The sequence below is a fragment of the Mesorhizobium sp. WSM4311 genome (assembly GCF_002295115.1).
GTDB lineage: Bacteria > Pseudomonadota > Alphaproteobacteria > Rhizobiales > Rhizobiaceae > Mesorhizobium.
On record NZ_NSFV01000004.1, the window covers coordinates 46660 to 59321 of the forward strand.

The 12662-nt window shown below is 63.2% G+C and carries 13 protein-coding genes; 3 read left to right on the plus strand and 10 right to left on the minus strand.

Annotation, left to right across the window (positions count from 1 at the left end):
* Positions 1-31: 31 nt before the first annotated feature.
* Positions 32-940 carry a polyphosphate kinase 2 gene (ppk2, locus tag CK226_RS11090; RefSeq protein WP_095791880.1) on the plus strand — a complete coding sequence of 303 codons (909 nt, stop codon included), beginning with the start codon at positions 32-34 and terminating at the stop codon, positions 938-940.
* Positions 941-998: 58 nt separating this feature from the next.
* On the opposite strand, the gene CK226_RS11095 is transcribed toward ppk2, so the two are convergent.
* From CK226_RS11095 to CK226_RS11105, 3 genes are all read right to left on the minus strand, one after another.
* A complete protein-coding gene (locus tag CK226_RS11095) occupies positions 999-1763 on the minus strand; it encodes an enoyl-CoA hydratase-related protein (protein WP_245437728.1) in 765 nt (254 codons plus the stop codon).
* Complete coding sequence (locus CK226_RS11100; RefSeq protein WP_095771883.1) at positions 1760-2398, minus strand: acyl-homoserine-lactone synthase; 639 nt, start codon at positions 2396-2398, stop codon at positions 1760-1762. Before CK226_RS11100 ends, CK226_RS11095 begins: the two co-directional genes overlap by 4 nt.
* Positions 2399-2496: 98 nt before the next feature.
* Entirely contained in the window at positions 2497-3228 is a 732-nt protein-coding gene (locus tag CK226_RS11105; protein ID WP_095791881.1) for a LuxR family transcriptional regulator, read from the minus strand.
* Between the two features lie 257 nt (positions 3229-3485).
* Between CK226_RS11105 and CK226_RS11110 the strand changes: the two genes are divergently transcribed.
* Positions 3486-4337: a transporter substrate-binding domain-containing protein gene (locus CK226_RS11110; protein ID WP_095791882.1), complete on the plus strand. Its 852-nt coding sequence runs from the start codon at positions 3486-3488 to the stop codon at positions 4335-4337.
* Positions 4338-4366: 29 nt separating this feature from the next.
* Here the strand turns inward: CK226_RS11110 and CK226_RS11115 are convergent, their stop codons facing one another.
* Positions 4367-4780: a tellurite resistance TerB family protein gene (locus tag CK226_RS11115; RefSeq protein WP_095771880.1), complete on the minus strand. Its 414-nt coding sequence runs from the start codon at positions 4778-4780 to the stop codon at positions 4367-4369.
* Positions 4781-4952: 172 nt separating this feature from the next.
* Here CK226_RS11115 and CK226_RS11120 point away from each other — a divergent pair, with 172 nt between their 5' ends.
* Positions 4953-6599, plus strand: a complete 1647-nt coding sequence (locus CK226_RS11120; RefSeq protein ID WP_095771973.1) for a lysine--tRNA ligase — start codon at positions 4953-4955, stop codon at positions 6597-6599.
* On the opposite strand, the gene CK226_RS11125 is transcribed toward CK226_RS11120, so the two are convergent.
* From CK226_RS11125 to CK226_RS11150, 6 genes are all read right to left on the minus strand, one after another.
* On the minus strand, positions 6565-7425 hold the full coding sequence (locus CK226_RS11125) for a thermonuclease family protein (protein WP_348629081.1): 861 nt from the start codon (positions 7423-7425) through the stop codon (positions 6565-6567). The two genes, CK226_RS11120 and CK226_RS11125, sit on opposite strands and share 35 nt — an antisense overlap.
* A gap of 9 nt (positions 7426-7434) precedes the next feature.
* Positions 7435-8073 carry a helix-turn-helix transcriptional regulator gene (locus tag CK226_RS11130; RefSeq protein ID WP_095771878.1) on the minus strand — a complete coding sequence of 213 codons (639 nt, stop codon included), beginning with the start codon at positions 8071-8073 and terminating at the stop codon, positions 7435-7437.
* A 120-nt stretch (positions 8074-8193) separates the two neighbouring features.
* On the minus strand, positions 8194-8385 hold the full coding sequence (locus CK226_RS11135) for an RNA-binding protein (RefSeq protein WP_245437729.1): 192 nt from the start codon (positions 8383-8385) through the stop codon (positions 8194-8196).
* Between the two features lie 42 nt (positions 8386-8427).
* Positions 8428-8871, minus strand: a complete 444-nt coding sequence (locus CK226_RS11140) for a nuclear transport factor 2 family protein (protein WP_095791885.1) — start codon at positions 8869-8871, stop codon at positions 8428-8430.
* Between the two features lie 338 nt (positions 8872-9209).
* Positions 9210-11429 carry a 3-hydroxyacyl-CoA dehydrogenase NAD-binding domain-containing protein gene (locus CK226_RS11145; protein ID WP_095791886.1) on the minus strand — a complete coding sequence of 740 codons (2220 nt, stop codon included), beginning with the start codon at positions 11427-11429 and terminating at the stop codon, positions 9210-9212.
* A gap of 14 nt (positions 11430-11443) precedes the next feature.
* Positions 11444-12652, minus strand: coding sequence for an acetyl-CoA C-acetyltransferase (locus CK226_RS11150; protein ID WP_095787303.1), 1209 nt, complete (start codon positions 12650-12652; stop codon positions 11444-11446).
* Between the last annotated feature and the right edge of the window lie 10 nt (positions 12653-12662).

Here is a 12662-nt window from a genome sequence, read left to right on the forward strand (position 1 = left end):
TGAGTCCGTAAGCTGGAAAGGGTTCGTCTCGATGAAAAAGGCCAAGGAAAATCCCGCAACAGCGACGTCAGGTCCGCTGAAGATCAGGATCGGAGGCAAGGAGCGGGAGTTCGACATCGAGAATCCCGAGCTCCCGGACTGGGTCGAGGACAACAAGCTGACGGCGGGCGGCTACCCCTACGACAAGAAGATGAACAGCGACGACTATGACGAGACGCTCGAGAAATTGCAGATCGAGCTGGTGAAGGCGCAGGCATGGCTGCAGGCGACCGGCAAGCGGGTGATGGCGCTGTTCGAGGGCCGCGACGCCGCCGGCAAGGGCGGCACGATCTTCGTGGTGCACCAGTATCTCAACCCGCGCACGGCGCGCAACGTGGCGCTGACCAAGCCAACCCACACCGAACTGGGACAATGGTACTACCAGCGCTATGTCGACCATTTCCCGACGGCGGGCGAATTCGTCACCTTCGACCGCTCCTGGTACAACCGCGCCGGCGTCGAGCCGGTGATGGGCTTCTGCACGCCCGAGCAGCACGAGAAGTTTCTCGACGAGACGCCGCATTTCGAACGAATGATCGTCAACGACGACATCCATTTCTTCAAATTCTGGCTGAACATCGGCCGGGAAACGCAGCTCGAGCGTTTTCACGATCGCCGCTACAGCCCGCTGAAGAGCTGGAAGTTCTCGCCGATCGATGTCGCCGGCATCACGAAATGGGACGATTACACCAAGGCGCGCGACACCATGTTCGAGAGCACCCACAAGGCATTCGCGCCATGGATCATCGTGCGGGCCAATGACAAGCGCCGCGCGCGGTTGGCGGTGATGCGGCGCATCCTGTTGTCGGTACCCTATGAGGGGCGCGATCTCGATATCATCGGCAAGGAAGACAAGAAGATCATCGGCGAAGGGCCGTCATTCCTCGGCAAGGAAGGCTAGGCCTTCCCGCGCCGCGCGGCCACCTGGCAGCGCGGCGCGTGGCTCTTGACGCGGTTGCTCAGGCCGCGAGCCGGGCGATCCGCTGCAGGCGCCGCAGCGTGGTGTCGTCCTGCAACGCCTGCTGGAACAGCGATATCTCCTGGTCGATGCGGTCGCACAGCGCGCCGGTGTTGCCCTTGAGCAGGCCGCGGGTCTGCAGCAGGGCGGCAACCGGCTTCTTGGCGAGCTGCCTGGCGCGGCCAAGTGTCGCCTCCTCCACGCCGTCATGCACGATTTCGGCGACGAGGCCGAGTGCCCTGGCGTCCTCGGCGTGAAGCGTGTCGCCGAGACAGAAGAAGCGGAAGGCGCCGGCATAGCCGAGCTTCTGCGGCGCCAGGATGCTGGTCGCCGCATCCGGCACAAGGCCGAAATCGACGAACGGCACGCGGAACGTGCTTTCATTCGAGGCGATCACCATGTCGCAGTGGAACAGGATGGTGCAGCCGACACCGACGGCATCGCCGTCGACGCAGGCGAGGATGGGCTTGGGGAATGTCGCCAGCGTGCGGAACATGTCGGTAACGGCGGCGATCAGCTTCTGGTGCTTGGTGGCGTCGAGGAATTCGGAAAAGTCGCCGCCGAGGCAGAAGCAGCCTGCCAGGCCACGCAGCACGACGACACGGACCTCGTCATTGTCGGCGGCTTCATGGAACGTCCTGGCAAGGCTTTCATAGGCCCTTCTGTCGAGCACCGGCCGGCCGTCATTCGACGACACGGTGACGATCAGCGTGTGGTTGCGCAGTTCCGGCTGCGGGTGCGGGTTCATGGCGGTCTCCAACCTCATGACGCCCTCCTTTGGCCGAACATGTCGGGATATCCCCGGGCCAGGACGGGAGCGTGGTGGTTGCGGCGCGAACGCACAACGTCCAGCGTGTGCTCATTGAAGGAGAGCAGGGTCGCCACGACCTGCTGATTGCCATAGGTGCGCTGATAGCCCAACGGCGTCGCCAGGAAATGCAGCTGCAGGGCGCGCAGCACCCACATCGGCTCGAACTCGATGATCACCTTGTCGACACCGCGCTTCAGCCCCCACTCGACGAAGCCGGCGATCAATTCGGTTCCGACGGTCGAGACGCCGCGACGACCATCGCGAAAGCCGGGAGCCACCGCATAGCGGGTCAATTCCCAGATGTTGGGGCCCGATGGTGGCGTTCCTTCGGAAAGGTCTGCCAAGACCTCGGTCAGCAGATGGGGCCGCGTGGTCGGCAACATCCGTTGATAGCCCGCGACTTCGTTGCCTCTGATGACGATCTGATGCACCGCCTCGTCATGGTCGAACTGGTCGACCTCGAATCCGTCCGGCCGCCGCAGGTCCTCCCACCCCATCTCCTCGACAAATATCTGGTAGCGTAGACGATGGACGGCCTCCCAAAGGTCGGGACGTTCCATCAATTCCTGAGTTGTAAGACAAAAAAGCATGCCGTCGTCTCCTGGGTTTAAGAGGAAGATACGGCCGTGCCTCAACGAGAAAATTGCGTGATCACGTAGGCAAGAAATTCCAGGTCGGCACGGCCGACCTAACTAATGTAGCCGCGCCTTATCGCTTCGGCGACGGCCTGGACCCGGTTGACGGCACCGAGTTTGCTTTTGGCGTTAAGAAGATGTTTCTCCGACGTGTGTTCGGAGATGCCGAGGATTTGCGAAATCTCCCATTCCGACTTGCCGACGGCGGCCCATTGCAGGCATTCGCGCTCGCGCGGGGTCAGTTCTATGTGGTCGATGGTCTTGGTCGCCATGGTGTGGATTTGCATGGCGCGGCCAACGGCATAGGTCGAGACCAGCGACACAAGGCCGAACTCGGCCGCCGACAGCTGCACGGCCTCGCCACCCAGCGACACCATGACGATCTGGCCATCGAGCGTGATCAGCGGGAAGGCCAGCCCGTCGCGCAGCTTGAAGGCGCCGGCATCGCCCATCACCTCATCGCTGCTCTTGTCGAAGCTAATGCCCTGGGCGGCTTCGCGCCACTGGAACGGCGCCTGCAGCTGCTTCATGTGGCTGACCACCGGATCGTGATCGACATAGTTGCGCGCCACGTAGCGCTCCAGCCATTCGACAGGCCAGTCGCAAAGCAGCACATGCTGCTTTTGCTGCCCTGTCGGTGTGCCTGGCTGCGGAACGGTTCCCGCCATCAGCGCGGTCAGGCCGAAATCCGAGGTTATGCCCAAAAGTTTCTCGCAGACCGCCCCCGCCGTTCCGGCGTGCTGCAGTTGGTCTATGTATTCCAGCGTGCGATCGAATTGACCCATCGCAACATAACCCCATGTTGCCTCATGCATTGAGATCAATGGTCCATGCGTTGTCTGCATTTGGCCACCGACCACGGATTGCAACACGCACATTCTCGGTTGTGGTTCTCGACCCGGGTCCCCCAACCAGGGCAGCCACCGCTGTTTGCAAACGTGCTAAAGCATAGCCTGAAATTGGCGCGTTGAAATCAATAACCATTGTGCCTGTACCATTTTCGTACCAAAACCGGTGCTAATCGAGGGCGCGGAGTTCTATCGTGGCGTTCCAATGGAGGTTCCTGGTCCTGGCGTCGCTGCTGATCGCGGCACTGCCATCGGCTCCTGCGGCGCGCGCGGCCGAACCGCAGGTACCGGTATTGTGGGACACCAAGGAGCGGTTGCCAAAGCCCGACCTCTCGGCACTGCCACGGCTGCGATTCCTGACGACCACGGATTTTCCGCCTTTCAATTTCCTCGATGGCGCGGGAAAGCTGTCCGGTTTCCACATCGACCTGGCGCGCGCCATCTGCGCCGAACTCGGCATTGCCGACAAATGCCAGATCCAGGCATTGCCCTGGGGCGAGCTTGAAGGGGCTCTCGAGAAAGGCGAAGGCGAAGCAATCATCGCCGGCATCGCCGCGACGCCGCAATCGCGCGAGACATACGCCTTCTCGCGCTCCTATCTGCCGTTTCCGGCGCGCTTCATCACGCCGAAGAACAAGGCACTTGCCGAACCGGTCTTCGACAAGCTGCGCAGCAAGCGCGTCGGCGTTCTCGCCGGCTCGGCGCATGAGCGCATGCTGCGCGACTATTTCAGCACGGTCCAAATCGTCTCCTTCGACGGACCGGAAGCCCTCTACAGCGATCTCAAGGCGGGCAAGATCGATGCCGCCTTCGGTGACGGCATGCGTTTCGCCTTCTGGCTGGGCGGCTCGGATGCTGCCCGGTGCTGCCGTTTTGCCGGCGGTCCCTATCTGGCGCCCGAATATCTGGGCACGGGCATGGCTATCGCCACACGGGCGGACAATCCGGCGCTGGCCGCAGCGATCAATTACGCGCTGCAGGAGATCTCGATGAAAGGCACCTTCGCCGAATTCTACCTGCGCTATTTCCCGGTCAGTTTTTTCTGATTCAGAGCACGGCCCAGGGTTGTTGAGATTCAGGTCAGGGTGCGCAGCCGCGCCTTGGCCGCGCGGCCGATGGCGGCGACGGTCAGCGTGTCGAGATCGAGCTTGCGGCGGATCAACTGCAGCACCCGGACTTCCTCCATGCGCATTTCGAGATCGACGGCGGCCACTTCGAAGGCGGCGGCGTAGGCGGTGTCGCGCAGGCGCTCCGGCAGGGCGTCGGCAATTTGGGCCAGGACACCCTCGAGGCCATCCTTTTCCTGCAGCAGCTTCTGGCAAGCCTGGGCGACGGGAACCAGGCGGTCCTGCTTGAAATCCTCGAACACCGGCCATGAGCGGACAACGTCGCCGATCCGGGCCAGTTCGACATCGGTCATGTCGCGGTCGGAGGCCGAGGTGATGACCATCAGGTAGATCAGGGCTTCATGCGGGGTCGGCGACGGCATTCTTTACTCCTTGAACGGGTTTCGAAGGTAGGAACGGGGGTCGAAGGTCGCAAGGAAAAAGCGCCCCACGCGTTGACGCTCCGGCCATGCGCGCCTAGAGGACCGTTGAAAATCGACACTGCGACCATACCGGCGAATGATCTGGCCGGCGAACAATTTGGAAAACGCGACCATGGCGGGATCAAACACAATCGATCTCAACCCCGAACTGCTGGCGGCAGCGGCCGAGAGCAAGGCATGGCCGTTCGAGGAAGCCAAAAAGATCATCGAGCGCTACAAAGGCAGCGACTTCCCCGAGACGATCCTGTTCGAGACCGGCTATGGCCCGTCGGGCCTGCCGCACATCGGCACGTTCGGCGAGGTGGCGCGCACCTCGATGGTGCGCCATGCATTCCGCGTGCTGACACAGGACAAGGTCGCCACCAAGCTGCTGTGCTTCTCCGACGACATGGACGGGATGCGCAAGATACCCGACAACGTGCCGGATCGCGCGGCACTCGAGCCGCATCTGCACAAGCCGCTGTCTTCGGTCCCCAATCCGTTCGGCGGCGACTATGCGAGCTTCGCCGACCACAACAATGCGATGCTCTGCCGCTTCCTCGACACGTTCGGCTTCGACTACGAATTCGCCAGCGCGACGCAGTACTACAAGTCAGGCCGTTTCGACGCCATGCTGCTGCGCGCCGCCGAGCGCTACGACAAGATCATGGCGGTGATGCTGCCGACGCTCGGGTCGGAACGGCAGGCGACCTACAGCCCGTTCCTGCCAATTTCTCCTAAGAGCGGCCGTGTGCTTTACGTGCCGATGAAGCATGTCGACGCCAAGGCCGGCACCATCACCTTCGACGATGAAGGCACCGAGACCACGCTTTCGATCACCGGCGGCCGGGTGAAGCTGCAGTGGAAGCCGGATTTCGGCATGCGCTGGGCAGCGCTCGGCGTCGATTTCGAAATGTTCGGCAAGGACCATCAGACCAACGCGGTGGTCTATGACCGCATCTGCAACATCCTGGGCGGGCGCGCGCCGGAGCATTTCGTCTACGAGCTGTTCCTCGACGAAAACGGCCAGAAGATCTCGAAGTCGAAGGGCAACGGCCTGACCATCGACGAGTGGCTGACCTATGCGCCGACCGAAAGTCTCGGGCTCTACATGTACCAGCGGCCGCGGCAGGCCAAGAAGCTCTATTTCGACGTCATTCCGAGGGCGGTGGATGAGTATTACACCTTCCTGGGCGCCTACCCCAGGCAGGACTGGAAGGAGCGGCTGGGCAATCCGGTCTGGCACATGCATGACGGCAATCCGCCTGATATCGACATGCCGGTGCCGTTCTCGCTGCTGCTCAACCTGGTCAGCGCCTCCAATGCGCAGAACAAGGACGTGCTGTGGGGCTTCATCTCGCGCCATACGCAAGGCGTGACGCCAAAGACGCATCCCGATCTCGACCAGCTGGTCGGCCACGCCATCCGCTATTTCGACGATTTCGTGCGGCCGACGAAGACCTTCCGTGCGGCCGACGAGGTCGAACGCGAGGCGCTCGAGGCCCTGGACGCGGCACTTGGTGCATTGCCGGCGGATGCCGGCGGCGAAGCGATCCAGAACGCTTCGCTCAATGTGGCGCGCAAGATCGAACGCTATCAGGATCATTCCAAGCAGAGCCCGGAGGGCGGCCCGGGCGTTTCGGGCGCCTTCTTCCAGATGATCTACCAGGTGCTCATCGGCCAGGAGCGCGGTCCGCGCTTCGGCTCGTTCGCCGCGCTCTACGGCGTCGCCGAGACCCGCGCGCTCATTCAGCAGGCGCTGGCTGGTCAGCTGGCTTGAGGGCGCCGTCGACCTCTTCCAGGATCGAGCCCGGCGCCTGAGGCGCCGGGGCTGGCGCGGGCGGAACCGCTGATATGCCGGCCAGGTTCGGCGCCGACCCGAAAATGCCCTTCTTCGCGCTTTGCGCCTTTTCACCGGCCGCGACATAGGGTCCGCCCTTGGCGGCACGCGCCCAGCCATTGTCGACCAGCCATTGGCCGACGTCCTGCTTGCCGATCCGGCACTCCGCCGCGATGCGGTCGCGGCCGCCTTCGGGCGGCACCGTGCAGACCACGGCGCGGCCGCGCAGGAAAGCGCGGAACGCCGTGCGCGCACGAATGCCGCACGGCCAGGACTTGCCGTCGGTGGTGCAGGTCTCGTCCTGCCCGACGGCATCGATGCCGGAGATCGCGACCGAATAGCCTTTCGCCTCGATCAGGCCGGCGGCGGTCGCCACCGGCTGGAACAGCTTGGTGCCATTCCAGTCATCGGGCATCTTCGGCTTGGGCGGCATGGCCAGCGCCAGCTTGCTCAGCGGCTGGCGCGGCTCGACCCGCTCGAGCTCCCCAACGCGCAGTTCCGGCGGCGCGACGACGTCCGGATCGATCGCCCGCGAATGCACCGCCGCCTTTGGCGGTGGCGGAACGGCCGGCGCGGGAATGGCTGAGGTGGCCGGCTCGTCAGACCCGGCATCGGTGCCGGCCTGAGAGATCGTGTCCGCGCCGGGATCGATCTGATCCACCGCGACGGTGCCTTGGCTTCCTTTCAGCGTGCGGCCGCCGGCGACGACCAGGGCCGCCATCACCGGGATCATCAGAACCGCCACAATGAGATGAGGTACCCGCACCAGCCCGACCTACTGGCTTGCCCAGACAATCCGCGCCACCCATTCGACCTCGCGCATGGGAATGTCGCGGTCGGGATGATCGGGATTGAGTGAGACCAGCGCGATCGACTTGACGGTCTGGCGCTCGAGCACCTTGGCCATCACCTCGCCCGATATGGTCTTGACGACGACGCGATCGCCCTTGCGGGTGATGGCTCCCGGCTCGACGATGAGGACGTCGCCATTGCGATAGAGCGGCAGCATGGAATCGCCCTGCACCTGCAGCGCATAGGAGCTTTCGGTCGATTGCGCCGGCAGTTCGACCAGATCCCAGCCCTGCCCGGCCGGAAACCCGGCATCATCGAAGAAGCCACCGGCACCGGCCTGGGCAAAGCCGAGCAGCGGCACGGAGCGCCTGTAGGCGGGCGCAGCGCCTATACGGCCTTCGATCAGCCCGGTGAATTCGTCGAGCGAGGCACCCGTCGCCTCGATGATCTTGGCCAGTGATTCGGTCGAGGGCCAGCGCGGCCGGCCATCCGAGGACAGGCGCTTCGACTTGTTGAAGGCGGTCGAATCGAGGCCCGCGCGCCTCGCCAGACCTGACGCCGAAAGCGAATAGCGCTCGGCAAGAGCATCGATGGCAGCCCAGACACGCTCATGCGAGAGCAATCTCGCTCTCCTCGAAACAGGAAAAAATGCCTCTTCCTGTCTAGCGCGCATTCGCCGCCATGTCCACCGGGCGCAGGTAGTGTCTTAGTTTGCGGAGCGGCAATGGCGAGAGGCGCGCGCCTAGCGCTTCCAGCGGCTTTCCGCCTCCTTCTTCGCGATCTCGGCGCGCCGTGCTGGCGTCATATTCTCGGCGCGCTTCTTGCCACCCTTCGAATCAAGCTCTTTGGCGGCGGCGCTCTTGCCGTCGACCTGCAGATCGTCGGCTTCCTCGTCGGTAGCAATGCGCATGGTGCGGACGGCATTGCCGATCACATCGGCGGGGCGCTTTTGACCTTTCGGTCCAGTTGGTATCTTCTACTGACCAACTACCGACGCCGCTGGCCGTCCCGACGTGATAGGATCGGCGTGACGTAGAACGATCCTCCACACGCCATCCTCCCGCCGGAAAATAGTGGTGGTCCGAAGCGCAATCGGCGCCAGTTTATCGGCGCCGCCAACCTTGGATCGGACCCGCTCGATCTCCATGATATAGCCCAAGTCTGCCGTCGCGTACTCGGCAATTCGCTCAAAGCCGATGACCTCGCCATCCCGGTAGTTGGTGGCAGCTCGATCCATGGTCTCAGCAGCCTTTGTCCATCCCCTGGCCGGTGGACCGAACGGGTTCGCGATTATCACGTCATCGCGTCGCGAATACAGGCTTTTCAGGGGCTCAGGATCGCCCTTAACAAAAGCACCCACAGCCAAATGATCCTGTTCGATGACATTCGTGAGGTCGGAGGACAACATTCCAATGCCCATCAAATTTGGCTTTCCCAAACAAAATCATACCGCATCGGAAGGGCAAGAGCGAGCAGCGCGTAAAGGCCGCCGGATTTCAAACTGAGACACTACCCGGGCGCAGCTGGCAGATCGCTAACAAAACTGCGTGCCGCCACGCCCAGACGGCGCGCCCTTGGCCGCGCGAAGAGCGCGGTTTCAGCGGTCGATGGTCGGAGATCAGCCTATCCGGGCGCAGGCCCTGATGGGAGGTTATGAACATCCGCTCGGCCACGGCTGCGTGCCGTGGCCATCATGCGCAAAATGAACGTGCTATGGCGTCCCTTGTGTGTCGGCCAGCCTTTGTGTTTCGGCCGGCGTCAGGCGGCCTGTTTCACGTCGCCCTTGGCGTAGGGGTCGAAGCGCTGGTAGAAAGTTTCGCCCTTTTCGGCCATGTCGAGGAGCAGCTTGGGCGCCTTGAACTCGGCGCCGTATTTCTTCTGCAGTCCCTTGGCGATCTTGACGAATTCCTTGGCGCCAATGCCGTCGATATAGGACAGCGCGCCGCCAGTGTAGGGCGCGAAGCCGAAGGCCAGGATCGAGCCCACATCGGCCTCGCGAGGATCGGTGACGATGCCTTCCTCCATCACCCGCGCCGCTTCCAGCGCCGTGGTGACCAACAGCCGTTGCTGCAGCTCCTCGTAATCGACCTTCTCGGGCGCAAGCTGCGGATAGAGGTCCTTCAGTCCCGGCCACAGCTTCTTCTTGGCCGGCTTGGCCGGATAATCGTAGAAACCCTTGCCGTTCTTGCGGCCGAAGCGGCCATGGTCGTCGACCATGGTGTTGATCAGCGCCATCTGCTTGGGGTCGACGGCCTTGTCACCGAGATCCCTGCTGGTCTGCTTCATGATCTTCTGGGCAAGGTCGATCGCCGTCTCGTCGGTCAGCGCCAAGGGACCGACCGGCATGCCGGCGGCCTTCGCCGCATTCTCGATCATCGGCGCGGGCACGCCCTCGATCAGCATCTTGTAGGCTTCCGACATGTAGCGCAGCACGCAGCGGTTGACGTAGAAGCCGCGCGTGTCGTTGACGACGATCGGTGTCTTCTTGATGGCTCGGACAAAGTCGATCGCGGTGGCGAGCGCCTTGTCGCCGGTCTTCTTGCCCAAAATGATCTCGACCAGCATCATCTTGTCGACCGGCGAGAAGAAGTGGATGCCGACAAAATTCTTCGGCCGAGCCGAATTCTTCGCCAGCGAGGTGATCGGAATGGTCGAGGTGTTCGACGCGAAGATCGCGGACGACTTAAGCACGGCTTCCGCCTGTTCTGTGGCGGCCTTCTTGACGGCCGAATCCTCGAACACCGCCTCGACCACGAGGTCGCAGCCGGCAAGATCGGCATAATCGGCTGTCGGCGTGATCAGCGACAGGAGCTTGTCCTTCTCCTCCGGCTTGGCGCGGCCCTTCCTGACCTGATCCGAGACCAGGCTGTCCGAATGCGCCTTGCCCTTTTCGGCCGACTCCATGTCGCGGTCGAGCAGCACCACCGGAATGCCGGCCTTGGCCGTGACATAGGCGATACCGGCGCCCATGAAGCCGGCGCCGAGAATGCCGATCTTCTTGAACTTGGTTTCCGGCACGCCGTCCGGGCGGCGGGCGCCCTTGTTCAGTTCCTGCAGTGACACGAACAGCGAGCGGATCATCGCCGCCGCTTCCCTGGTCTGCATGATCTCGGTGAAATAGCGCTGTTCGATTCTCAGAGCGGTGTCGAACGGCACCAGCAGGCCTTCATAGACGCATTTCAGGATGGCGGCGGCGGCCGGATAATTGCCATAGGTCTCGCGACGAAGGATGGCGATGGCCGGCGGCCACAGATTGAAGCCGGCCGGCGAATAGATCTGACCGCCGGGCAGCCTGAAGCCCTTCTCGTCCCAGGGCTGGACGGCTTTCAGTCCGTTCCTGATCATGGCCTTTGCAGTCTCGACCAGCTTGGCCGGCTCGGCGATCTCGTGGATCAGGCCCATGGCCTTGGCCTTCTGCGGCGACAGATTCTGGCCGGAGGTCAGCATCTGCAGCGTCTGCTGCTGATCGGTCAGCCGCGGCACGCGCTGGGTGCCGCCGGCGCCGGGGAAGATGCCGACCTTGACTTCCGGCAAGGCCATCTTGACCTTGTCTGAATCGGCGGCGACGCGACCGTGGCAGGCCAGCGACAATTCGAAGGCGCCGCCCATGCAGGTGCCGTTGATCGCCGATACCCAGGGCTTGCCCGATGTTTCGAGCTTGCGCCACAGACCGCTCATGCGACCGGCATTGTCGAACAGCAGCTTTGCCGCCTTCTCCGGGTCCTTGGTCTTTTCCCTGGCGAACACGGCAAGCATCTTCTGCAGCATGGTCAGATCAGCGCCGCCGGAGAAGCTGTCCTTGCCCGAGGTGATCACCGCACCCTTGATGGCGGCGTCGGCCACTACCTGATCGATGATCTTGTCGAGTTCGCCCATCACCTCCTCGGTGAACACGTTCATCGAGCGATCCGGCATGTTCCAGGTGACGAGCGCAATGCCGTCAGCGTCGGTATCGAGGGTGAAATTGATGTAGCTCATTGTTTCTCTCCCCGTCAGACGCGTTCGATGATCGTTGCGGTGCCCATGCCGGCGCCGATGCACAGCGTCACCAGCGCGGTGTTCAGATCGCGGCGCTCGAGTTCGTCCAGCACCGTGCCGAAGATCATCGCGCCGGTGGCGCCGAGCGGATGGCCCATGGCGATGGCGCCACCATTGACGTTGATCTTGTCGTGCGGGATCTCGAAAGCCTGCATGTAGCGCAGCACCACCGAGGCGAAGGCCTCGTTGAGCTCGAACAGGTCGATGTCCGACAGCTTCATCTTGGCGCGCTTCAGGAGCTTCTCGGTGACATCGACCGGGCCGGTCAGCATCAGCACCGGCTCGGAGCCGATATTGGCGAAGGTGCGGATGCGCGCGCGGGGCTTGAGGCCCATCGCCTTGCCGGCCTTCTTCGAGCCGAGCAGCACGGCCGCCGCGCCGTCGACGATACCGGACGAGTTGCCGGCGTGGTGGACGTGGTTGACCTCTTCCACCTCGGGGTGCTTCTGCACCGCGACCGCATCGAAGCCGCCCATTTCGCCGGGCATGACGAAGGATGGGTTGAGCGATGCCAGCGACTGCATGTCGGTCGAAGGCCGCATGTGCTCGTCATGGTCGAGGATGGTCAGGCCGTTCTGGTCCTTGATCGGAATGACCGAATTCTTGAAGCGGCCGTCAGACCAGGACTTGGCGGCCCGCGTCTGGCTTTCGACCGCATAGGCGTCGACGTCGTCACGGGAGAAACCGTATTTGGTGGCGATCAGGTCTGCCGAGATGCCTTGCGGCACGAACCAGCCGGGCAGGCCGACCGAAGGATCCATGAACCAGGCGCCGCCGGAGGCACCCATGCCGACGCGCGACATGGATTCGACACCACCGGCGATGACGATCTCGTCGGCGCCCTGCGCGATCTTGGCGGCGCCGAAATTGATGGCGTCGAGACCGGAGGCGCAGAAGCGCGAGATCTGCATGCCAGGCGCCTTGGTGTCGTAGCCGGCCTCGAAGGCGGCGGCGCGCGGAATGACCGAGCCGGCCTCGCCGACCGGATCGACGCAGCCGAAGATGATGTCGTCGACGGTGCCGGTGTCCAGCCCGTTGCGGTCGCGCAGCGCTTCCAGCGTCTTGGCGGCAAGCCGCACCGCCGGCACTTCGTGCAGCGATCCATCCTTCTTGCCCTTGCCGCGCGGCGTGCGCACGGCGTCATAGACGTAAGCTTCGGCCATTTTCGTGCTC